Raw genomic sequence first — 21,846 nt, forward strand, 5'->3', positions numbered from 1 at the left:
GGCAGCATGATGCCAACCACTTCCCGAACAACCGCACTCGTCACCGGGGCCAGCGCGGGGCTGGGCGCCGAGTTCGCCCGCCAGCTTGCTGCGCAGGGCACCAACCTGGTCCTGGTGGCGCGGAACCGGGCCCGCCTTGAACATACGGCGGCGGACCTGGAACGGCGCTACGGAATCATGGCTGAGGTGCTTCCCGCGGACCTGACCGACGACGCCGGCGTGACCGCCGTCGTCGGACGCCTGTCCGATTCGCAGCGGCCGGTGGGCATCCTGGTGAACAACGCGGGGATCGGGCTGCTGCACAACTTCGAGGACAATTCCATCACCGAGGAGAAAAAGCACCTGAAGCTGCACGGCGAAACGGCCATGGTGCTCACGCACGCTGCCCTCAAAGGCATGCTGGAGCGCGGTGAGGGCCGGATCATCAATGTGGCCAGCATTGCCGCCTTCCTGCCCCGGGGCACGTACTCGGCGGCGAAGGCGTGGCTGGTGAGCTTCAGCCGCTGGGCTAACCTCGCCTACCGCAGGCAGGGCATCAAGGTCACGGCGGTCTGCCCCGGCTTCACCCACACCGAGTTCCACGACCGGATGGGCATGGACAAATCCGTGGCGCCGTCGTGGGCCTGGCTGCACGCCGGCCGTGTGGTCCGCGAAGGCCTGGCCGACAACGAACGCGGCCGGGCCGTGTCCATCCCGTCGAAGCGGTACAAGCTGGTGGCGGCGGTGGCGCGCGTAGCTCCCGCCAAACTAGTGGCGGGGCCTCCCCGCACGCCCAAATAAGGGCAGACGCCCCAACAGGGGAGCCCGTCCCAGCAGGGCCGCAGGGCTCCGCGACCCCGCCCGCCGCACGGCCACCACCACCAGGATTCCCACCAGCGCCCCCACCAGCGTTTCCACGCCACGCTCCAGGATCAGGAGGGCGGGGTCGATGGGTGCGGCAAGCTGTGTCATCAGCAGGATGACGGGTGTGAAAGAGACCATGGCAAAGCCGTAATGGCGGGCCATGAACAGCTCAGTGGTGAACTGGAACAGGATCACCAGCAGCGCCAGCAGGATGGCCTGCTGCCCAGGGAAAAGCCCAGTGAGGGTCCATGGCTCAGGGAGAATGACGACGGCGGTGACCGCCAGCCCCACGAAGGTCCCCACGATGCGGTGGACGCCGCGGCGCACGCTGCTGGGGAGGTCTGCTCCGGCCAGCGGGACGGCAGCCGCCGCCATGGCCCAGTGCGGATGACCGCTGCCGCTGAGCACGCCCAGCGAACCCGCAGCCCCCACCGCCAGCACATACCTGGCGGCGTGCAGCATTACGTCCCGGCGCCCGGCCAAACCCGGATTCCTCGCCGCGCCGCGCTGCCAGGACCGCCGGCGCAGCCAGCCGCTGAAACCCACCGCCACGGAGAACGCCGCACTGCCTGAGGCGATCAGCATGGCCACGTACCAGGGAACCACCGTCGGGACGGAGGCGCAGGCGCCCAGCGCGAGGATGCCGAAGAACGGGCCGTTGGGCTTGAGCCGCACCCGGTCGGAATACACGGATCCCACCCCGGCAAGCACGGCTTCAACAGCCACCAGCCACCAGGAGTGAAGATGGTTGACGGACAGGAACACGCCCACGCCTACGCCGGACAGGAGCACCAGTGCGGCCTGGGCCTGGTGGCGGAGCCGCAGCTGATGCTGTTCGTTCCGCCCGTACATACCCGTCAGTGCCCCGAACACGGCATAGATGATGAGGTCCGGCCGGCCGGCAACCAGAAGCAGCAGTGAGGGGACGGCCACGCTGGCGGCCACCCGGAGCGCCGCGAGGTGGTCATTGTTGGCAGGCTCCAGCCGGTGGAGGGCGCGGACCTGCTCAACCACCCGTTTCATCCCGCACCATCCCCGCCGTTGTTTGTCCGGGCCGTTTGCCGGCCCACCAAAAATTATTGCCGGACGGCCTGAACGGAGTCATATCCTTCGGCGCCGTACGGACACACAAGGACATGGGCCGCCCAGGAGAGGGCCGGCCCAGCACGCAGGCCTGCCTGTCCCGCCGCGGGGCAATGAAAAAGCGGTACGGCAAAGGCCCGCCCTGCATGCTTCCCCCAAGGAAACATGCCGGACGGGCCTTTGAAGCGTGGGCTACAAGACGCGCCTGGCTCCGCCGGAAATCTAGACCCCGGCCGGAACCTTGTCGGCCGCACGGGCGTCCGTGACGTCCTGCGTTTCGAACGGCAGTTGGTCCAGGTCGATTAGCGGGTTCTCGTCCTGGGTGGCCACCAGTTCCCGGGCTTCCGCCTGGGTGTCAACGCTGGGCATGGAACCCGGCAGCGGACGCTGCGCTGATTCCTTCAGGAAGTAGATAGCCACCGCACCCACCAGGGACGTGCCCATCAGGTAGTACGCGGGCATCATGTCGTTCCCGGTTGCACTGATCAGGGCGGCAACTACGAAGGGCGTGGTCCCACCGAAGATCGCCACCGAGAAGTTGTAGGCGATGCCCATGGCGCCGTAGCGGCTGGACGTGGGGAACTGCGCCGGCAGTGCGGAGGCCAGGTTGGCCACGTAGAAGGTCACCGGGAAGGCGATCAGGGCGAGGCCGGCAAGGGTGGACCAGATTTCACCGATGCCGATCAGCAGAAAGGCCGGGGTTGCCAGGACCACCGTGCTCAGGGCACCGATCCACAGGACCGGCCTGCGGCCAATCCGGTCGGACAGCTTGCCGGTCAGCGGAATGCAGAGGCTCATGACCACCAGGACCGGAATGGTCAGCAGGGTGCCGTGCACTTCGTCGTAGCCCTTGGCCTCAGTGAGGTACGTGGGCATGTAGGAGGTGAGGGCGTAGCCGGCGGTGTTGGCTGCGGCCACCAGGATCATGGCCACGATGATGGAGCGCCAGTAAGCCTTGACGATGCCCACCGGGCCCTTGGCCGCGGCCTCGTCGGAGGCGGCAGCGTTCTTGGCGATGTCCTCCTGGGCATCCAGGGTGGCCTGGAACTGGGGGGATTCTTCGATCCTGCTGCGGAAGTAGATGGCGACCAGGCCCAGCGGACCGGCAATCAGGAACGGGATGCGCCAGCCCCACTCCTCCATGGCAGCCTGTCCCAGGGTGAGCTGGAGGGCAGAGACCAGGGCCGCACCCAGGGCGAAGCCCAGGTAGCTGCCCATATCCAGGAAGCTGGCGAAGAACCCGCGGCGCTTGTCCGGCGCGTACTCGCTGACGAACGTGGTGGCGCCGGCGTATTCGCCGCCCGTGGAGAAGCCCTGCACGATTTTCAGCAGCACCAGCAGGCCGGCGGCCCACAGGCCGATTTGGGCGTAGCCGGGCAGGAGGCCGATCGCGAAGGTGCTCGCGGCCATCAGCATGAGGGTGGCGGCAAGGATCTTCTGCCGGCCCATTTTGTCGCCCATCCAGCCGAAGATCACGCCGCCCAGAGGGCGGGCGATAAACGTGGCAGCGAAGGTTCCGAGCAGGAACAGGGTTTGCGTTGTGGGGTCGGATTCCGGCAGGAAGACCGGCCCCATGGTGGTGATGAGGTAGCCGAAAACGCCTACGTCGTACCACTCCATGGTGTTGCCGACGATGGTGCCGCCGAGTGCTTTTTTGAGCATCGGCTGGTTCACGACGTTGACATCGGATTCCTTGAGCCGGCGGCGTGGCAGCCGCCGGGGCTTCTTGGCAGCCGTGACGGCTGCCTGGTCTGTTCCGCTGGCGTTCCTGGCGCCTGCTGAAGAGTCGGTCATGCTTCGGTCTGTGGGCATTTGGGCAACTCCTGTGGAGGTCATTTGCTTGCGACTTGTAGCTGCCCCGCTCCGGGCAGGCCTTCAATTTTACGGGAAAACCATGGCTTCCCCGCCCGAAATGCCGTAGGATCAGCTCTTTTGGGGCCGTTTGCGCTGACTTTTCCCACATTGTTTTCCCGCCTATTCCCGCGTCATTACAGGGATGGGCCCGCCGGCACAGATCGTTACCGAATTTTTTTGGCTGCAACCCGGTTTGGGATGCTTTTTGCGGGTACTCCGCCGCCAAAAGTGAGCGTCCTCACGCAGTCTCCGTGCCTCCCTTCCGTCCCCGCAGCGGCGTCGTGGCGCGGGCCCCAAGGACCGCCGTCGGCCTTCTTTTCCGTCCTCGGGCCAAGGGGTTCACAGGCGGCTGCTCGGTGCCTATGGTGGAGCAATGGGAATCCTTCTTTTTGAGTAGGCGGATGCGTGCGGCCGGAGAGGGTCCGGCTGTGCCCCGCCCCTCCGGTCAGGCCCGCGCAACACTTGCTGGGCACGGTGCGCATTACAGTCCGCTGGCATTTTCAGCGATCCCCGGACGCCCCCGTGGCGGTAACGGGCAACACTTCGTTTCATCGCGGAAAGGAAGATCACATGGCTGACAAAGTCCGTACATCACACATCAAACCCGAGCTTGCCGACCACCTGGCGGCGGCGATGAACACTCCGGACCTGCCTGGTCCCGCAGTGGCCGGTGCAACCGGAATGCCGCAGCAGAACGCGTGGCCGGATGGCAACGGAAAGCGGCGGCACCCGAAGGAACGCGGCTCCGGCCTTGGCAGGATGGGCCACGAAGCCGCAGTGACGGCCGTTCACCGCACCAGCCGGCCGCAGATGCCGCACTCGTCCTGACCTGGCCCGGACAACCATCGCGCTGGCGACACCCTGAATAACCATCGACACGCAAATCGCCTGGCGACCCCACTATGTGGTGGTCGCCAGGCAATTTCCGCGTCACGGATGAAGGTGTGCGTCGAAAGCCCGGCTCACGCTTCGCGCACCACCTCGGACGGTTCCTTGTCGAGCCGCCAGCCCCGCCATACCGGGTGGCGCAACCGCCCGGGGCCGGTCCACTCGCTGTAGGTCACCTCACCCACGAGCTGCGGGGCAATCCAGTGGGCGTCCGCGGCGTCCGGTCGTGGGACGTCGTGGAACGGTGAGGTTTTCCTCGCGAGGCGCTCCACCGTCTGCCGGAGTTCGGCAAGCTCCCGCGTGCTGAACCCACTGCCCACCCGGCCCACGTACTGCAGTTTGTCCCCTTCAGGGATGCCCACCAGCAGGGAACCCACAGTGTCCTGGCGGCCGCCCTTGCCCGGCCGCCAGCCGCCCACCACCACTTCCTGGGTCTGTTCAATCTTGAGCTTGATCCAGGTGCGGGTCCGCTGTCCGCTCACGTAGCGGCTGTCCGTCCGTTTGGCCATCACGCCTTCGAGGCCAAGCTCCCGGGCGCTTTCCAGGATGTGTTCAACCTTGTCCTCGAGGACAAGGGAAAGGTCCAGCGGGCAGCCGGAGGGGCGAAAGAACTGCTCCAGCCTCTGGCGCCGCCTGGTGAGCGGCAACCGCCGGAGGTCCGTCCCGTCGTCGTACAGCAGGTCGAACAGCACCAGCCGGACCGGGATGGCTGTCCGGGCCTTCGCGACGTCGGCGGGCCGGGTCAGCTTCATCCGGCCTTGCAGCAGTCCGAAGTCAGGCCTGCCGGCGGGCCCGACGGCGATGATCTCACCGTCTGCGACGAACGGCTGCCCGGGCCAGCACTGCCGGTCGGTCAGTTCAGGATAGGTCCGCGTGACGTCGTTGCCGTTGCGGCTGAAGATGCGCACAGTGGTTTCGTCCGCGACCATGATGGCGCGCACCCCGTCCCACTTGAGTTCGAACTGCCAGTTGCTGCCCTGGAGGTCGGCGGTGTCACCTGACGTGGCCATCATGGGCCCGAAATCCTGGGGTGCGAGATTCGGGCGCGAAGCGGCAGCCGGCGCCTCCTTCTTTTCCGGCGCGTCCTCCGGCGCCTTCTTATCCGGCACGTCCTCAGGCTCCTCTTCCGGCACCTCCGCCGGCTCTGGAGGCGGCGCCGCGTGCGGCCGTCGTCCGCGTTGATGCTCCGTGTCCATAAGGTGGATGAGCCACTGCCCCTCGGCGTCCTTGCCCTGCCCGCGGCCGGTGTGGATCAGAGCGAACTTTTTGCTCCCGCCCAGGCCGCCGCCCTCGGACCCGTTGAGCGTGACGATGACCTCGCGGCCGTTGATCCACTTGTGCAGCTCATAGGTGCCGGTGTCCCAGATGGTCATCTCGCCTGCGCCGTACTCCCCTTTAGGGATCGTGCCGTGGAAGGTGAGGTAGTCCATCGGGTGGTCTTCGGTCTGGACGGCAAGGTGGTTCTTGCCGCCGGATTCCGGGACGCCCTTGGGCAGGGCCCAGGACACCAGGACGCCCTCGTGCTCCAGCCGAAGGTCGAAGTGGAGCCGGCTGGCGTGGTGCTCCTGGATGACGAACGCGTCGCCGCTGCCTGCCGCGCCGCTGAACGGTTCGGGTGTCTTCTGTGGGTCGCGCATGGAGCGGTACTTCCCCAGGCGGGGGTTGCCGTCGTGCACGTCACCGCCATGCCCGTTCCCGCCGTGACCTCCGGCGTCGCCGGAAGGATGGCCCGCGGCCTGGACGACGGCGGCAAACGGGTCCTTGCCGTCCTGCACCCGCCGCAGGACTGCTTTGTAATCCAGGTGCTTGAGCCCCGGAGAACTGATTTCCCGCCAGGTGCGGGGCGCGGCGACCATGGGGGTGGGGCGGCCGCGCAGTGAGTAGGGCACGATGGTGGTTTTCGCCGCGTTGTTCTGGCTCCAGTCCACCAGCACCTTGCCCTTGCGGAGGGTTTTCTTCATGTCGCTGACGGCCAGGTCCGGATGGTCCGCCTCCAGGGCGCGCGCCAGTTCCCGGGCGAATGCCGAGATCTGGTCCGAGCTCTGGCTGCGGTCCAGGGCGGCGTACAGGTGGATGCCCTTGCTGCCGCTGGTCACCGGTACCGGGTCCATGCCCACGTCCTGCAGGATGGCCCGGGCCAGGAGCGCCACCTCAACGCATTCCTCGATACCCGCTCCCTCGCCGGGATCCAGGTCCAGGACCAGCCGGTCCGGGTTCAGCTGGTTCCCGTGGGAGTCCACCTGCCACTGCGGCACGTGGATTTCCAGGGAATTGATCTGGCCGAACCAGGTCAGCGTGGCGGGGTCGTTCACCATCGGGTAATGAATGGTCCGGTCTTTATGGGTAATGGCCGCCCGGGGGAGCCAGCCCGGTGCGGAGTCCTCGAGGTTCTTCTGGAAAAACACCTCGCCCGGCTTTTCCGCGGTGCCCACTCCGTTGACCCACCTTTTGCGGGTGGCCGGCCTGCCGGCTGCCGCGGGGATCAGGACGTGGGCGACGGCGGCGTAGTAGGCAAGGACGTCGGCCTTGGTGGTGCCGGTCTCCGGATAGATGATTTTGTCCAGGTTGGTCAGCGTGAGTTCACGTCCGGCAACGCGGACACGCTCCTTACTTGCTGCCATAGGGCTTCACCTCCGGCCCGGACTGATGTTGACTGTAGGAATGAGAGCCATCTGGAAAGGTGCCATCGCGTTTGGCCTGGTCAACGTCCCCGTCAAGGTCTACAGCGCCACTGAAGATCATGACATCAGTCTGCACCAGGTTCACAATGCCGACGGCGGCAGGATCCGCTACCAGCGCCGGTGCGAGGTCTGCAGCCAGGTCATCGACTACTCGGACATTGAGAAGGCCTACGAGGAAGATGGCCGGACGGTCATCCTGTCCAAGGACGAGCTCAAGTCCATTCCGGCGGAGAACAGCCACGAGATCGAGGTGGTGCAGTTCGTCCCGTCCGAGCAGCTGGAACCCATGATGTTCGAGAAGAGCTACTACCTGGAGCCGGATTCCAAGACGCCCAAGGCCTACGTGCTGCTGCGGCGGGCCCTGGAGGACACGGACCGGGTGGCTATTGTCCAGTTCGCGCTGCGGGAAAAGACGCGCCTGGGCGCACTCCGGATCAAGGACGACGTGCTGGTGCTGCAGTCCCTCCTGTGGCCGGACGAGGTGCGTGAAGCCAACTTCCCCGCACTGGACACGTCCGTCAAGATTTCACCCCAGGAGCGCGAGATGTCAGCCGCGCTGGTGGAGTCCATGGCGGCGGACTTCGATCCCGTCTCCTTCACGGACGAGTACCAGGTGCAGCTGCGCCAGCTGATCGAGGCCAAACTCGAGCAGGGCGACGCCCTGGATACGGAAGCAACCTTTGGCGTGGAGGAAGGCGAAGGCGGCAAGGGTGAAGTCATTGACCTGATGGAAGCCCTGAAACGGAGCCTGGACCGGAAGCGCGGTGCCGGGGCGGCGGCCTCATCCGGCGATGAATCCGGCGGGGAGTCCGATGAGGAGGAGGACAGCGGCGAGGAGGAGGCCAAGCCCGCACGCCGGGCCTCCGGAACAAAGACGGCGGCAGCAAAAGCGGGGACCACCTCCACGGCATCAAAGCCGGCCACGAAGTCCACGGCTGCCAAAGCCGGGACCGCCAAGACCACGGCAGCAAGATCCACCGCTGCCAAGTCGGACGAAACGAAGTCCACCGCCGCGAAGTCATCAGCCACGAAATCCACCGGGACAAAGACCGCCGCCAAGGCCACGGCAAGCAAGACCGCCAGCAAGACGGCGTCCGGCAAAGCCTCCGCTGAACCTGCCGCGAAGTCCACCTCCACCAGGGCCCGCAAGCCGGCCTGATCCGGGATCCGGGCAGCACGCGCGCGGGACCAGAAGGGGACTGCCCGACGAGCCCCCGATCCACCTGGGTCAGCCCTGGAAGCAGTGCGATCTTTACAGCGGGCTACTGCGCGTCCACAATGAGTCGCATCGCAGCCTCCGCTGTGCCCACAGCGTGCTGACACCTGAGCGGCCAGTAAAGGAGCGCGGACCATGAACGATCAGACGGATACGGCGGAGGCGGACCGGGCGCTGAAGCAGAAGCACCGGGCCATGTGGGCGTCCGGGGACTACCCGGCCTTGGCGGACGAGATGCTGCTGGAACTGGGCGCCATCCTGGTGGAAGCCTGCGGAATCACGTCCCGCCACCGTGTGCTGGACGTGGCAGCCGGCTCCGGTAACGCGGCAATTCCGGCGGCGATGATGGGCGCCAAGGTGGTGGCCAGCGACCTCACGCCCGAGCTTTTCGAGGCCGGGCGCCGCGAGGCCGCAAACCGGGGAGTGAGCCTGGACTGGCAGGAGGCGGATGCCGAGGCCCTGCCGTTCGGCGAGGCCGGGTTCGACGTCGTGATGTCCTGCCTCGGCGTCATGTTCGCGCCACACCACCAGGCTGCTGCCGACGAACTGGTCCGGGTCTGCAAACCCGGCGGCACCATCGGCCTCCTGAGCTGGACCCCGGAAGGGTTCATCGGCAAGATGTTCGCCACCATGAAGCCCTTCGCCCCGCCGCCCCCGCCCGGTGCCCAGCCCGCACCGTTGTGGGGGAGCGAGGAGCACGTCCGGGAACTGCTGGGGGACAGGGTTACCGAGGCCAAGGCACGCAAGCAGACGCTGGCGGTCCGCAGCTTCCATCAACCGGCCGATTTTGTCCGCTATTTCAAGTCCCACTACGGACCCACCATCTCGGTGTACAAGTTCATCGGCGAGGACCCGGACAAGGTCAAAGCACTGGATCAGGCCCTCACGGAGCTGGCTGATTCCTTCGGGGACGCGCACGGCGATTCGCCGTTCCAGATGGAGTGGGAGTACCTGCTGTTCACCGCGAAGAAGGCGGGATAATGCCGGGAAACCATGTGGCAACGTCGTCCACCGTGATCGACGCTCCGGCGAGCCATGTTTGGGACGTCATTACCGACCCGGGGGCCGTCAAGGAGTTTATGTTCGGCGCGGACCTGGTGACGGACTGGACTGTTGGCGGACCGATGGTGTGGCGCGGCGAGTGGGAGGGCAAGGCCTATGAGGACAAGGGCTACATCCTCGAGGTGGAGCCCGGCCAAAGGCTTGTCCATACCCACTTCAGCCCGCTCGGCGGCGAAGACGACAAGCCGGAAAACTACCACACCCTGACCTGGACCCTCGAGGACCAGGGCGGCGCCACCAGGCTCACCCTGAGCCAGGACAACAACTCCACCGAAGAGGCGGCCGCCCATGCCCAGGGCATGTGGGACATGCTCGTGGCGGACGTCAAGAAGATCGCCGAGCGCGGCTGACCTGCCCGGGCGCGGCGGGATTGACGCGGCGGGATTAAAAGCGGCGGCCGCCGTCGGGCGCATCCCCTGGGGGACACGAGCGACGGCGGCCGCCGGCACGCTGCTGTCACAACGCGGTGCTGCTACTCGGCGTCGTGATCCGTTTCCAGGATCTGGACCAGGCGGTCCAGCGCGGTGTCAGCGCCGTCGCCTTCGGCGCGGAGGACCACCACGTCGCCGTGGGAGGCGCCCAGGCTCATGAGGGAGAGGATGCTGGCGGCATCCATGGCCTCGTCGGCCGGCTCGCCTTCACGGGCGATGGTGATGTCCAGGTCGAACTCTCCGGCTGCCTCGGCAAAGATGGCGGCGGGGCGGGCGTGCAGGCCCACGCGGCTGGCGACGGTTGCGGTGCGTTCTGGCATTGTTGCTCCTTTTGTCTTTCGGCTTGCTGTGCTTCAGCGCCGGATGGGTAGTGGCCGGATCAGACCGTTGCTGGAACGGTTTCCACCGTAGCAGCGGTCTTGGGGGCTGCCCAGCGTTTGAGGGCCACCACGGCCAGGGCGCTGACGATGGTTCCGGCGATGATCGAGATCACGAACATCAGCAGGTTGCCGATGGCGAAGAAGACGAAGAGGCCGCCGTGGGGTGCCTGCGACGTGACGTTGAAGGCCATGCACAGTGCGCCGGTGAGGGCACCGCCCACCATGCTGGCAGGGATGACGCGCAGCGGGTCGGCCGCGGCGAACGGGATGGCGCCTTCGGAGATGAAGGACGCACCCAGCAGCCAGGCCGCCTTGCCGTTTTCGCGCTCGGCGAGGCTGAAGAGTTTCTTGTCCAGGACCGTGGCCAGGGCCATGGCCAGCGGCGGAACCATGCCGGCAGCCATGACGGTTGCCATGATCTGCCACGGCGCCTGGTTGTCGGCGCTGCCGGCGCTCAGGCCGGCCACCGCAAAGGCGTAAGCCACCTTGTTGACCGGGCCACCGAGGTCAAAGCACATCATGAGGCCGAGGATGATGCCCAGGACGACGGCGGACGCGCCGGTCATGCCGGACAGCCAGCCGTTGAGGGCCAGCGTCAGGCCTGCGATGGGGCCGCCGAGGACCAGGAACATCAGGCCGGAGGCAAAGATGGAAGCGAGCAGCGGGATGATCACCACGGGCATCAGGCCGCGGAGCCAGCGCGGCACCTGCCAGGTCCCGATCAGGTGGGCCATGTAGCCGGCGAGCAGGCCGCCGACGATGCCGCCGAGGAAGCCGGCACCCATGAAGCCGGAGACTGCACCGGCAACGAAACCGGGTGCGATGCCGGGCCGGTCAGCAATGGCGTAGGCGATGTAGCCGGCCAGTGCAGGGACCAGGAATCCCATGGACAGCGCGCCGATCTTGAACAGCACTGCGCCAAGATAGGTGGTCAGGCCACCTTCGGGCAGGTTGCCAAAGTTGTTCTCTACAACCACCGTGTCCGCGACTTCGGTGATGTCGTAGCCACCCAGCAGGAAGCCGAGGGCGATCAGCAGGCCGCCGCCGGCGACGAACGGAATCATGTAGCTGACGCCGGTGAGGAGTGCCCGCTTCAGCTTCTGGCCGATGTGCTCGCCCTTTTCCTCGGCGTCGTGCTCGGCCTGTTCCTCGGCACCGAAGTGCGGGACGCGGCGGGCGTTCGGGTTGTCAGCCGCAGCCAGTGCTTCCTGGACCATCTTGGCGGGCTCGTCAATGCCGCGCTTTACGGGGGCGTTGATGACCGGCTTGCCGGCGAAGCGCTCCTTGCCGCGCACGTCCACGTCCACCGCGAAGATCACGGCGTCCGCGGCAGCGATCACGGCGGGGTCCAGCGGCTTGGCGCCGGAGGAGCCCTGCGTTTCCACCTGCAGGTCAACGCCGGCTTCCTGTGCCGCGGCCACCAGGGAATCGGCTGCCATGTAGGTGTGGGCGATGCCCGTGGGGCAGGCCGTCACGGCAACGAGGCGCCTGGGGCCGGAGGAACCAGCCGCTGCACCTGCGCCCGCACCTGCCACTGCCGAAGCCCCGGACTGGCCGGTCGCGTTCAGCGATCCAGCTGCGTCCGCCGGGGCGGCGGCAGCATGGGCGGCCGGCTTGTCGGCGAGGGCGCCGTCCACCAGCTCGACGATTTCCTCCCGGGAGGACGCGGCGCGCAGGGCTGCGGTGAAGTCCTTTTTGATCAGGGAGCGGGCCAGCTTGGAGAGCAGCTTCAGGTGCGCCTGGTCCGCTCCGTCCGGGGCGGCGATGAAGAAGATGAGGTCGGCGGGGCCGTCCTTGGCGCCGAAGTCCACCTTCGGGTCCAGGCGGGCCATGGCCAGGGTGGGCTCCGTGACGGCGGCCGAGCGGCAGTGCGGGATGGCAATGCCGCCGGGGATGCCTGTGGCGGTTTTCTGTTCGCGGGCGAAGGCGTCGGCGAAGAGGCCTTCAACCTCTGTTGCGCGTCCGGCGGCAGCTACCTTGCTTGCCAGATGCCGGATCACCGCCTCGGGCGCGTTGCCCAGGTTCTGGTCGAGCTCGACCAGTTCCGTGGTGATGAGCTGAGTCACTGTCAATCCTTTCGAAGGGCCGTGATGGTTACGGCATCCGGGGTGGTTTGGTGAACTGCCGGAACGGTGGAACCGGGCAGGGAGGCGGCAGCGGCACCGTGGGCCACTGCCTGGCGAAGGCAGTCGGCCGGGGCGGCGCCCTGGCCGTGGGCGAGCAGATAACCGGCCAGCGCGGAGTCGCCCGCGCCCACCGTACTGACCGCGGCGACCGGCGGATGCGTGGCCAGCCACGCGCCGTCGGCAGTTACCAGCACAGCTCCCTTGGATCCGAGAGTTGCCAGCACAGCACCCACACCGGTACGTACGACGGCGGCGGCGGCTGCCGCTGCAGCCGCCGGGTCCGCTTCCAGTTCGTCAGCGGTGGCCGGGGCAAAGCCGGCCGCGGCGGCCAGTTCTGCCAGTTCTTCGGCGTTGGGCTTCAGGAGGTCCGGCATGCCGGCCGCCCCGCCAGTGAGGGCGGCGGCGAGCGGCTGTCCGGATGAGTCGACGGCGATGCGCGGGGCGGCGCCGTCTGCGGAGGAACGGAGGCGCTGGGCCGCCGTTGCGTAGAAATCTGCGGGGAAGCCCGGCGGCAGGGAGCCGGCCATGACCACCCAGCTGGCGCCGCGGGAGCTTTCCAGCAGCAGCTTGATCAGGGCTTCCTGCTGGTTTTCGTCCAGCAGGGGGCCCGGCTCGTTGATCTTGGTGGTCACGCCGCCGGGCTCGGTGAGCGCAACGTTGGTCCGCAGCGGCTCGCCGATGGGCAGGGAGACGAAGGGCACCGCGCTCTGGCGGAGGCCGGCGAGGACCGGATCGCTGTCGGCACCGGGAAGGACCGCCACCGACTCCAGGCCGGAGGCCACCAGGGCGCGGGAGACGTTGACGCCCTTGCCGCCGGATTCCTGGCTGACGGAGACGGCGCGCTGCACCTCACCGCGTTCGAGGGGCCCGGGAAGGGCGACGGTGCGGTCCAGGCTGGGGTTGGCCGTGAAGGTGACGATCATGCGATCACCACATCGACGCCGGCCTCTTCCAGGGCGGCTGCAAGTTCAGGTCCGGGTTCGCTGTCTGTAATCAAGGTGTCCAGATCTTTCAGGGAGGCGAACTGGACCAGGGTTTCCGTGTCCAGCTTGGTGGAATCGGCCAGCACCACAATGCGGCGTGCCGATTGGACGAAGGCTGCCTTGACGGCGGCTTCTTCAGGATCGGGGGTGCTGAGGCCGAAGCCTGCGTGGATGCCGTTGGTTCCCACGAAGGCGATGTCCGGGCGGATTCTTCCCGCGGCGTCGACCGTTGCCTGGCCCACGGCTACCTGGGTGATGCCGCGGACCCGGCCGCCCAGGATGTGCAGGGCAATCCCGGGAACACTGGAGAGCTTCCCGGCGATGGGCACGGCATGGGTGATGGCCACCAGTTCGGGCCGTGGCCCGGCACCATCGGAATGTTCGACGGCGGTGCGCCGGGCGAGCATGTCCGCCAGGACTTCCGTGGTGGTGCCGCCGTCGATCAGGACGCTGCCGGGGGAGTTGCGTGGGATGAGCGCCAGGGCGGCCTCGGCGATCCGGATCTTTTGGTCGGGCCGCTGGATGGCGCGCTCGTTGACGCTTTCCTCGGTGGTGCTGAAGCGGTCGGCCGCAACGGCGCCGCCATGGACCCGGCGGACGGTTCCGGCGTTTTCGAGGGTGGCGAGGTCCCGGCGGACGGTTTCGGTGGTGATCCGGAAGCGCTCGGCCAGGAGGGTCACGCTGACCCGGCCGCTGCCGGCAACAAGCTCGGCAATCTTTTGCTGGCGCTCCTCGGCGAACACGTACCCTCCGTTGCGTAGTGGCTGGGATTGCGGTGGCTACTCGGCGTGACTGGCATCACATGATGTTGAGTTACTTGACTTTATCTTTGATTCTGTTGGTTTGTCAATGGAAACCCACACGAAACAAAATGCCGCTGATTCGGGAGTGCTGACCGCGCTGGTGGAGCAAGCGAAAAGCCGGGCCGGACCATGGTGGTCCGGCCCGGCTTTCGGGCTTGGGGGGCACGTCGTGCCTGGTCACTCCTGCAGCGCTCTCCCGGCGCTTCCGGCCCGGCTAGATTCCGCCGTCCCTGCTTTCGTTGCGCGTGATGCGCTCGCCAGTGTTGGGGTCCACCACGGAGCGGGTTTCGCTGACGCGCCTGCTGCGGCCCGGGGAGGCGAGAATGAGTGAGGCGATGAGCCCGATAACGCCCACGGCCATCAGGATGTAGCCCACCAGGACCTGGTCCACGAAGGGGATAAGTCCTGGCGCTACAGCCCAGGCGAGGATGGCGCCCAGGGCGATGAGGAAGATTGACGATCCGATTCTCATAACGTGCTCCTTCATAGGCCGGAAAGTGCGGCGCCGGTAGGGCATTGTTGGAACGGTCTTGCCTGCGTATCAACTGCTCAGCATGCTGCTGTTAGGCGCCACGCTACAGCCCGGAGTTGCCGGATTCAATGACCCGCGCGGGTGCTCCGGCGGCGGAAAGCCTGGTGCAGGAGGGAAAGCAGTGGCGCAGGGGTTTGCCCCCGGGCTTCAGCGGCGTCGCTAGGCTGGGCGGATGGAAACAGTTGTGTGGTCCAAGCCGGAGGACCAGCGCGCAGGAACTCCCTTGCTGGTGATGATGCACGGTTACGGCACTGACGAGTCCCGCATGGTCCGCCTCTTCGACTACCTGCCCGCGGAATTCACCTTTGCCGCGCTGAGGGCACCGATGCCCATCGGCGACCACTATGGCTGGTTCCTGCTGGACTACTTCCTGGCCAACGATTTCGCCGACGTCATCACCATCACCAGCAAGGTTCACGGCTGGATCAGGTCGGTCAGGGGCCAGCACACCAGTGTCAGCCTGATGGGATATTCGCAGGGGATGGCCATGGCGAGCACGCTCCTGCGGCTGCACCCGCGGGAGTACAAGGCAGTGGTGGGGCTGTCCGGCTTCGTCCTGGACAACGAGCTCCTGGCGCTGACCGACTCATTTGATCCCAAGCCGCCGTTCTTCTGGGGCCGCGACAAGGCGGACCTGGTGATCAATGAGGACGCCATCGCCCACACCGCTGACTGGCTTGAGAAGAACACCCTCCTGACCGCCCGGACCTACCCTGGCATGGGGCATGCCATGTCCAAGGCCGAGATGGTGGACGTCAGTGCGTTCCTCAAGCACTACGCCCTGCGCTAGGACTACTCGACCCGAGATTTCCGTCACATTGGCGCGCCAATCCGGCGGGTTAAAAAAACAGTTGCCAGCCAAATTTGTAAGCGCTTACACTCATCTTCGGCCGTAACAGCGCGGCCCTGAACTGGGCGGACGAGGAGGCCAGTGACATGCAGGCACCATGCAGCGGCCGCAACACCCGCACAGGCCGCCCCACTGCGGGCACGCTCCTGCACGACACCAGCCGGGCGGACCTTGCCCGCCGGGTTGTTCCGTGGTGCCAACAGCCCCATCATGGAAGAAGTATCTTGATCAGCAGGCCCCCGCGCGCCACAGCGTCTTTCGCCGGCAGCCGCCCGCCGCACGTGCAGATCACCCGGGCACCGAAGCCAACACTTAGACCACCAACCCGTCTTCACGGCTGCCCGCCGTCTGAAAGGACAACGTACTGCTGATGACTGCACCCGTAACCGAGACCGCCGCCTGGACCGGGGCTTCCGCCATCCTGTTCGACCTTGATGGAGTCCTCACACCCACTGCAACCGTGCATGAGCAGGCATGGCAGGAACTGTTTGAGGGCTACCTTGCCTCACAGCCCCAGGTGCCCGGCTACAGCGAAAGCGACTACTTCGACCACATCGACGGCAAACCGCGGTTCGACGGTGTCCGCGACTTCCTGGCGTCCCGCGGAATCGTGCTTCCCGAAGGCCCTTTGGATGACGACCCCGCGAACTCCACGGTCCAGGGGCTGGGCAACCGGAAAAACCGGATCTTTAACGACATCGTGAGCGCCGGCGTGGAGCCGTTCGAGGGCTCAGTGCGTTTCCTCAAAGCCGCGCTGGACCGCGGCCTGAAGGTCGCCGTCGTCTCCTCCTCCCGCAACGCCCCCGCGGTCCTTGAAGCTGCAGGCCTCAGCCGCCACTTCGCAGTCGTGGTGGACGGTGTGGTGGCTGCGAAGGAAGGGCTGCCCGGAAAACCCAGCCCGGCCACCTACGACTATGCCGCCCGGTTGCTGGAGTTGCCCAGCGAGGAGTGCGTAGTGGTGGAGGATGCCGTGTCCGGCGTGCAGGCCGGCCAGGCCGGATCGTTCTATTCCGTCATCGGAGTGGACCGTGGCGCCGGACGGCAAACCCTCCTGGACGCCGGGGCAACCCTGGTGGTCAACGACCTCCAGGAACTCCTGCCGTAGCCCGCCCGCCGCCTTCCCCCGGGCGGCACCGGCTGCTACCCCCGGCAGCGCCAATCCAAGCACCTCCCTCCCTACGAATACCCTGTGCCGGCCGTGCCGGTTGTACAGCACACGCCTAAGGATCCCAACACCATGGCCATCATCACCGCGGACCGCGAGCGGTTCCCGAACACCCCTTGGCAGCTTGTGGAAACACGCCACGAGCCGGGTGACGCCGGGACCCTGGAGACGCTTTTTTCCCTGGGCAACGGGCACCTGGGCATCCGCGGTGCCCACTGGGCTGCCGCCGACTCCGACCTGCCGGGCAGCTTCATCAACGGCCTGCACGAGATCTGGGACATCAAGCACGCCGAGAACGCTTTTGGTTTCGCCAGGACGGGCCAGCGCATCCTGTACATCCCGGACGCCAACAACTTCACGGTGATCATTGACGGCGAGACCCTTAGCCTTGCCGAATCCGAGGTGCTGGACTACCGCCGCTCCGTTGATTTCGCCACCGGAACCTACGAGTGCCGGATCACCTGGCAGTGCCGCTCCGGCGCCACCGTGACCACCACGGAACGCAGGGCCCTGGGCTTCGCCTCCCGCGGCAGCCTGGGTATTTCGCTCCAGGTGGCCGCCGACCGCGACGTCGCGCTGGACGTGACGTCATCCGTCATCAACCGCCAGGACCAGCCGGTGGAGGACCACTCCGTCCACGATCCGCGCCGGGCCGGCCGCCACGCCGGCCGGGTGCTGCTGCCGCTGCGGCTCGACGGCGGCGACGGCTCGCTGCGCCTGGCCTGGGAAGCTGCCGAATCGAAGCAGCGCGTGGGCATCGCCGTGGACCACTGGACCTCGGCCGGCTACCAGCCGTTCGACACCCAGGTGGACCAGGACGACAGCAGCGTCCGCTACGTGCTGGCCGTCAGCGCGGACGAACCCTTCACGCTGGAGAAGAGCGTCAGCTATGCGGCCGGGCCGGCAATCCAGGACGCCGCGATCGACGCGGCCGAGGTGGCCGAGGCAGGCCTGCGGTCAGTGCAGGACATTTTCGCCGAGAGTGCAGCGCATTTCCGCGACTACTGGGCAACCTCGGACATTGTGGTTGACGGCGGCGGACCGGAACTGCAGCAGGCCATCCGCTGGAACCTGTTCCAGCTGGCCCAGGCCACTGCACGTGCCGGTGTGGCCGGCATCCCCGCCAAGGGTGTCACGGGCTCCGGCTACGAGGGCCACTACTTCTGGGACCAGGAGGTCTACCTCCTGCCGTACATGACCTACACCAACCCGGAAGGCGCCCGCCAGGTCCTGGAGTTCCGCCACGGCATGCTTCCCGAGGCCAAGATCCGTGCCAAGGAGCTCAGCGTGGACGGCGCACTGTTCCCCTGGCGCACCATCAACGGGCTGGAGGCCAGCGCTTACTATGCAGCCGGCACGGCACAGTTCCACATTGCCGCAGCGATCGCCTTCGCCACCAACAGGTACCTCTGGGCTACCGGGGACACCGCGTTCCGTGACGGGATGGGCGCCGAACTGCTGATCGAAACCGCACGCATGTGGATTTCGCTGGGCTTCTTCGGCAAGGACGGGCTCTTCCATATCCATGGCGTCACCGGCCCGGACGAGTACACCGCCGTGGTCAACGACAACCTCTACACCAACGTCATGGCCCGGTTTAACCTCCGCGCCGCTGCCGCCCTGGAGCATGCCGGCGTCAGCCAGGAAGAACGGCAGCTGTGGGAGGCCGCGGCCAACCTGATGCAGCTGCCGTTCGATGACCGCATGCAGGTCCACTCCCAGGACAACGACTTCATGACCCTGGAGGCCTGGGACTGGACCACACCACGGTCCAAATACCCACTGCTGCTGCACTTCCACCCGCTGGTGATCTACCGCCACCAGGTCCTCAAGCAGGCTGACACCGTCCTGGCGATGTTCCTGCAGTGGCAGGACTTCACCGCGGAGGAAAAGCAGCGGGCGTTCGACTTCTACGACCCCATCACCACGGGCGATTCCACCCTTTCCGCGTGCGTGCAGGGCATCATGGCCGCGGAGGTGGGGTACTCCAAGGAAGCACTGGACCACTTCACCAATGCCGTGTTCATCGACCTTGATGACACGCACGGCAACACCATCGACGGCGTGCACATCGCCTCCACCGGCGGGGTGTGGAGTTCGCTCGTCTGCGGCTTTGCCGGCCTCCGCGACCAGGGGCCCGTTCCCTATTTCGACCCGCGCCTGCCGGCTGAGTGGAACGGGCTGACCTTCCACCTCAAGATCCGGGGCCGGCTGCTGCTGGTGCAGTTGGATTCCGGCTCGCTGACCCTGACGGTGCAGGACGGCGAAACCCTCGAGGTGGACGTCCGTGGCCAGCTGCTGGCTGTTGGGGCCGAGCCGGTCCGGGTGGCACTTGAGCCCGTCATTGAACCGGAGCCCACGGTCTTCCCGAGCGGACTTCCGACGGCGAGCATCCCGGTGGTGCGCGGCCACAGCTGAGCCGCTGCCCACCCCAGCGCGGGCTAAGCGGGGGAGGAGGCGGCGGCGGGCCGCCGCCTCACTCTCCTGCCGCCGTCGTCCGTTCCACCTCGGGTGACCGGTCCAGGGGGTGGGCCAGCTCGTCGTCGGGCATCCGTGCCACGGCCATGGCGACCACCGCCATGACGGGGCAGACGCCGCCGGCCAGCAGGAAGATCAGCCAAATGGGCAGGACCTCCGCCGCAGGGCCGGCCAGGGCCATGGACACCGGCATCAGGGCGAGCGACACGAAGAAATCCAGGCTGGAGACCCGGCCCAGCAGGTGGGGCGGAACGCGCCGCTGGAGCAGCGTGCCCCAGATGACCATGCCCACGCTGCCGGTCACGCCCCACACAAACAGGGCTGCCGCCATGACCCAGAAGTTGTCCATGAGGCCGACGGCGGCCAGCGGCATACTGCCGATTCCCCAGGACACCATCATCACCGTGAGGTAGCGCCGCGGCAGCCGAAGGGAGGCCGTGACGAGGGAGCCCGCTGCCGCGCCGACGCCCATGACGGCCAGGAGGAAGCCGAACATGCTGGAGTCGCCGCCCAGCTGGTCGCGCACCACGAACGGCAGCAGCACCTCGATGGGGCCGATCAGGAACAGCACGGAGATGCACGCCCAGATCAGGGTCCACAGCAGCCACGGCGTGCGCAGTGTGTAGCTGACGCCCTCGCGAAGGTCATTCAAGAACGACTGTTTCCGGTGCTCCCCGGGGCTCTGTTCATGCCCGCCGTGCTGCGTGGCCAGGGTGTGGCGGCCCAGGAAGTTCAGCACGATGAACGCCAGCAGGTGGCACATGGCCACACCCGTCACCGCATGCGAGGGCGAGAGGGCGGCCACCAGGATGCCCGCCACGGCAGGGCCTGCCGCCTGCTGGAGGACCGGCCGCATGGTGCCTTCCATGCCGTTGGCTGCCAGCAGGTCCTCGGCGGGGAGGATGCGCGGCAGGATGGCCGAGTAGGCGGGGAAGAAGAAGGCGGCGCCGACGCCCAGGACGAACGCGCCCGCCGCAACATGCCACAGCTGCAGCCACCCGGTTATCGCCAGTCCGCTGATGGTTGCGATGACGGCCAGGTTCGCGCCTTCGACGGCGATGATCAGCCGGCGCTGCGGGATCCGGTCGGCTGCGATGCCGCCGGCCAGGACGAACGCCACCAGGCCGATACTGCCGGCGGCCGCCACCATGGAGAGTTCAAGCGGTCCACCGCCCAGGTGGATTACCTGGTAGACCATGGCCACGGCCCACATGCCCGAGCCGAAGATGGAGATGGCCAGCGCTGCGATCAGGACCCGGTACTCACGGTGGGCAAAGGGGCGCAGGGCTTTGGGGGCGGGCATGGGGTTAATTCTAGGCTCTGGACCATAGCCGGGGACCGGCCCAATGCTTCCCTCCTAAGGCAACCCGGGGTCACTCCCGGCCCACTATCCGCCGTTCTTTGGGCCTGTTCTGACCCCGCGTTGCTTCGTCTTAGCCCGCGAGGAGGGTGCTGGCTTCCTGGCGGGTGGTGCCGGAGTCCTGGATGCCGTCGGCGATGTGGGCGAGGGCGGCGGGGATGTCGCGGCCTTTTTTGCGCATCGCGGTGGCCCAGAGCCGGCCGGCGCGGTAGGAGGAGCGGACCAGGGGCCCGGACATGACGCCGAGGAAGCCGATCTCGTCCGCTTCCTGCTGGAGGTCCACGAATTCCTGGGGTTTGACCCAGCGGTCCACGGGAAGGTGGCGTTCGGAGGGGCGCAGGTACTGGGTGATGGTGATCAGGTCGCAGCCGGCGGCGTGCAGGTCGCGGAGGGCTTCGGAGATTTCCTCGCGGGTTTCGCCCATGCCCAGGATCAGGTTGGATTTGGTGACCATTCCCAGGTTCCGGCCCTGGGTGATGACGTCCAGGGACCGGTCGTAGCGGAACGCCGGGCGGATCCGCTTGAAGATCCGGGGCACGGTTTCGACGTTGTGCGCGAACACTTCGGGCTTGGAGTCGCAGATCGCGGCGATGTGCTCGGGTTTGCCGGAGAAGTCCGGGATGAGCAGTTCGACGCCGGTGCCGGGGTTCAGTTCGTGGATTTTGCGGACGGTTTCGGCGTAGAGCCAGACGCCTTCGTCTTCGAGGTCATCGCGGGCCACACCGGTGACCGTGGCGTAGCGCAGCTGCATGGCCTGGACGGAGCGGGCCACCTTGGTGGGTTCGAACCGGTCCACGGGGGAGGGTTTGCCGGTGTCGATCTGGCAGAAGTCGCAGCGGCGGGTGCATTCGGAGCCGCCGATCAGGAAGGTGGCTTCCTTGTCTTCCCAGCATTCGAAGATGTTGGGGCAGCCGGCTTCTTCGCAGACGGTGTGCAGGCCTTCCTTTTTCACCAGGTTTTTCAGCCCGACGAACTCCGGGCCCATCTGGACCTTGGCCTTGATCCAGTCCGGCTTGCGCTCCACCGGGGTGGCCGCATTGCGCTGCTCGATCCGCAGCATCTTCCGGCCTTCAGGTGCCAGTGTCATGGTTGTTTCCTTTGTTCGTGCGGG

General features: G+C 66.9%; 18 protein-coding genes. 8 read left to right on the forward strand and 10 right to left on the reverse strand.

The features are described 5' to 3' along the window. Positions 1–6: 6 nt before the first annotated feature. Positions 7–780: an SDR family oxidoreductase gene (locus DXK94_RS04850; RefSeq protein WP_115524079.1), complete on the forward strand. Its 774-nt coding sequence runs from the start codon at positions 7–9 to the stop codon at positions 778–780. On the opposite strand, the gene DXK94_RS04855 is transcribed toward DXK94_RS04850, so the two are convergent. Both DXK94_RS04855 and DXK94_RS04860 read right to left on the reverse strand, forming a co-directional pair. Further along, the gene (locus DXK94_RS04855) at positions 748–1,866 is read right to left on the reverse strand and encodes an FUSC family protein (protein ID WP_115524080.1); all 1,119 of its coding nucleotides are present in this window, start codon (positions 1,864–1,866) and stop codon (positions 748–750) included. The genes DXK94_RS04850 and DXK94_RS04855 overlap by 33 nt on opposite strands. Before the next feature lie 282 nt (positions 1,867–2,148). Next, positions 2,149–3,738, reverse strand: coding sequence for an MFS transporter (locus DXK94_RS04860; protein ID WP_115524081.1), 1,590 nt, complete (start codon positions 3,736–3,738; stop codon positions 2,149–2,151). Between the two features lie 612 nt (positions 3,739–4,350). Between DXK94_RS04860 and DXK94_RS04865 the strand changes: the two genes are divergently transcribed. Beyond that, entirely contained in the window at positions 4,351–4,608 is a 258-nt protein-coding gene (locus tag DXK94_RS04865) for a hypothetical protein (RefSeq protein WP_115524082.1), read from the forward strand. Between the two features lie 134 nt (positions 4,609–4,742). Here DXK94_RS04865 and DXK94_RS04870 read toward each other — a convergent pair whose 3' ends face one another. Further along, on the reverse strand, positions 4,743–7,289 hold the full coding sequence (locus tag DXK94_RS04870; protein ID WP_115524083.1) for an ATP-dependent DNA ligase: 2,547 nt from the start codon (positions 7,287–7,289) through the stop codon (positions 4,743–4,745). A gap of 40 nt (positions 7,290–7,329) precedes the next feature. On the opposite strand from DXK94_RS04870, the gene DXK94_RS04875 reads away from it, so the two are divergent. The 3 genes from DXK94_RS04875 (at position 7,330) to DXK94_RS04885 (ending at position 9,977) form a co-directional block, all read left to right on the forward strand. After that, positions 7,330–8,508, forward strand: a complete 1,179-nt coding sequence (locus DXK94_RS04875) for a Ku protein (RefSeq protein ID WP_115524084.1) — start codon at positions 7,330–7,332, stop codon at positions 8,506–8,508. 192 nt (positions 8,509–8,700) lie between these two features. Continuing rightward, a complete protein-coding gene (locus tag DXK94_RS04880; RefSeq protein WP_079598625.1) occupies positions 8,701–9,546 on the forward strand; it encodes a class I SAM-dependent methyltransferase in 846 nt (281 codons plus the stop codon). Next, positions 9,546–9,977, forward strand: a complete 432-nt coding sequence (locus DXK94_RS04885) for an SRPBCC domain-containing protein (protein WP_115524085.1) — start codon at positions 9,546–9,548, stop codon at positions 9,975–9,977. Before DXK94_RS04880 ends, DXK94_RS04885 begins: the two co-directional genes overlap by 1 nt. Positions 9,978–10,099: 122 nt before the next feature. On the opposite strand, the gene DXK94_RS04890 is transcribed toward DXK94_RS04885, so the two are convergent. From DXK94_RS04890 to DXK94_RS04910, 5 genes are all read right to left on the reverse strand, one after another. Beyond that, positions 10,100–10,378, reverse strand: coding sequence for an HPr family phosphocarrier protein (locus DXK94_RS04890; RefSeq protein ID WP_079598623.1), 279 nt, complete (start codon positions 10,376–10,378; stop codon positions 10,100–10,102). Positions 10,379–10,437: 59 nt separating this feature from the next. Next, the gene (locus DXK94_RS04895; RefSeq protein ID WP_115524086.1) at positions 10,438–12,504 is read right to left on the reverse strand and encodes a fructose-specific PTS transporter subunit EIIC; all 2,067 of its coding nucleotides are present in this window, start codon (positions 12,502–12,504) and stop codon (positions 10,438–10,440) included. A gap of 2 nt (positions 12,505–12,506) precedes the next feature. Next, complete coding sequence (locus tag DXK94_RS04900; RefSeq protein WP_115524087.1) at positions 12,507–13,487, reverse strand: 1-phosphofructokinase family hexose kinase; 981 nt, start codon at positions 13,485–13,487, stop codon at positions 12,507–12,509. Further along, entirely contained in the window at positions 13,484–14,290 is an 807-nt protein-coding gene (locus tag DXK94_RS04905) for a DeoR/GlpR family DNA-binding transcription regulator (protein WP_115524088.1), read from the reverse strand. Before DXK94_RS04905 ends, DXK94_RS04900 begins: the two co-directional genes overlap by 4 nt. A gap of 274 nt (positions 14,291–14,564) precedes the next feature. Then, positions 14,565–14,822: a DUF6458 family protein gene (locus DXK94_RS04910; RefSeq protein WP_079598619.1), complete on the reverse strand. Its 258-nt coding sequence runs from the start codon at positions 14,820–14,822 to the stop codon at positions 14,565–14,567. Between the two features lie 232 nt (positions 14,823–15,054). Between DXK94_RS04910 and DXK94_RS04915 the strand changes: the two genes are divergently transcribed. From DXK94_RS04915 to DXK94_RS04925, 3 genes are all read left to right on the forward strand, one after another. Further along, complete coding sequence (locus DXK94_RS04915; RefSeq protein WP_115524089.1) at positions 15,055–15,672, forward strand: alpha/beta hydrolase; 618 nt, start codon at positions 15,055–15,057, stop codon at positions 15,670–15,672. A gap of 430 nt (positions 15,673–16,102) precedes the next feature. Next, positions 16,103–16,837: an HAD family phosphatase gene (locus DXK94_RS04920; protein WP_115524090.1), complete on the forward strand. Its 735-nt coding sequence runs from the start codon at positions 16,103–16,105 to the stop codon at positions 16,835–16,837. Between the two features lie 132 nt (positions 16,838–16,969). Beyond that, positions 16,970–19,315 (forward strand): glycoside hydrolase family 65 protein, encoded by a 2,346-nt coding sequence (locus DXK94_RS04925; RefSeq protein WP_115524091.1) that lies wholly within the window; start codon positions 16,970–16,972, stop codon positions 19,313–19,315. Between the two features lie 58 nt (positions 19,316–19,373). Here DXK94_RS04925 and DXK94_RS04930 read toward each other — a convergent pair whose 3' ends face one another. Both DXK94_RS04930 and lipA read right to left on the reverse strand, forming a co-directional pair. Next, on the reverse strand, positions 19,374–20,678 hold the full coding sequence (locus tag DXK94_RS04930) for an MFS transporter (RefSeq protein ID WP_115524092.1): 1,305 nt from the start codon (positions 20,676–20,678) through the stop codon (positions 19,374–19,376). Positions 20,679–20,808: 130 nt separating this feature from the next. Then, positions 20,809–21,822: a lipoyl synthase gene (gene lipA / locus DXK94_RS04935; protein ID WP_115524093.1), complete on the reverse strand. Its 1,014-nt coding sequence runs from the start codon at positions 21,820–21,822 to the stop codon at positions 20,809–20,811. Positions 21,823–21,846: the final 24 nt, after the last annotated feature.

Origin of the sequence: Arthrobacter sp. RT-1 (genome assembly GCF_003367205.1) — a bacterium.
Classification (GTDB): Bacteria; Actinomycetota; Actinomycetes; order Actinomycetales; family Micrococcaceae; genus Arthrobacter.

Excerpts from the sequence above, each read along its gene's own strand:
- DXK94_RS04850 (WP_115524079.1), top strand. The coding sequence starts at position 7 with ATGATGCCAACCACTTCCCGAACAACCGCACTCGTCACCGGGGCCAGC.
- DXK94_RS04855 (WP_115524080.1), bottom strand. The coding sequence starts at position 1,866 with ATGAAACGGGTGGTTGAGCAGGTCCGCGCCCTCCACCGGCTGGAGCCT.
- DXK94_RS04860 (WP_115524081.1), bottom strand. The coding sequence starts at position 3,738 with ATGCCCACAGACCGAAGCATGACCGACTCTTCAGCAGGCGCCAGGAAC.
- DXK94_RS04865 (WP_115524082.1), top strand. The coding sequence starts at position 4,351 with ATGGCTGACAAAGTCCGTACATCACACATCAAACCCGAGCTTGCCGAC.
- DXK94_RS04870 (WP_115524083.1), bottom strand. The coding sequence starts at position 7,289 with ATGGCAGCAAGTAAGGAGCGTGTCCGCGTTGCCGGACGTGAACTCACG.
- DXK94_RS04875 (WP_115524084.1), top strand. The coding sequence starts at position 7,330 with ATGAGAGCCATCTGGAAAGGTGCCATCGCGTTTGGCCTGGTCAACGTC.
- DXK94_RS04880 (WP_079598625.1), top strand. The coding sequence starts at position 8,701 with ATGAACGATCAGACGGATACGGCGGAGGCGGACCGGGCGCTGAAGCAG.
- DXK94_RS04885 (WP_115524085.1), top strand. The coding sequence starts at position 9,546 with ATGCCGGGAAACCATGTGGCAACGTCGTCCACCGTGATCGACGCTCCG.
- DXK94_RS04890 (WP_079598623.1), bottom strand. The coding sequence starts at position 10,378 with ATGCCAGAACGCACCGCAACCGTCGCCAGCCGCGTGGGCCTGCACGCC.
- DXK94_RS04900 (WP_115524087.1), bottom strand. The coding sequence starts at position 13,487 with ATGATCGTCACCTTCACGGCCAACCCCAGCCTGGACCGCACCGTCGCC.
- DXK94_RS04910 (WP_079598619.1), bottom strand. The coding sequence starts at position 14,822 with ATGAGAATCGGATCGTCAATCTTCCTCATCGCCCTGGGCGCCATCCTC.
- DXK94_RS04915 (WP_115524089.1), top strand. The coding sequence starts at position 15,055 with ATGGAAACAGTTGTGTGGTCCAAGCCGGAGGACCAGCGCGCAGGAACT.
- DXK94_RS04920 (WP_115524090.1), top strand. The coding sequence starts at position 16,103 with ATGACTGCACCCGTAACCGAGACCGCCGCCTGGACCGGGGCTTCCGCC.
- DXK94_RS04925 (WP_115524091.1), top strand. The coding sequence starts at position 16,970 with ATGGCCATCATCACCGCGGACCGCGAGCGGTTCCCGAACACCCCTTGG.
- DXK94_RS04930 (WP_115524092.1), bottom strand. The coding sequence starts at position 20,678 with ATGCCCGCCCCCAAAGCCCTGCGCCCCTTTGCCCACCGTGAGTACCGG.
- lipA (WP_115524093.1), bottom strand. The coding sequence starts at position 21,822 with ATGACACTGGCACCTGAAGGCCGGAAGATGCTGCGGATCGAGCAGCGC.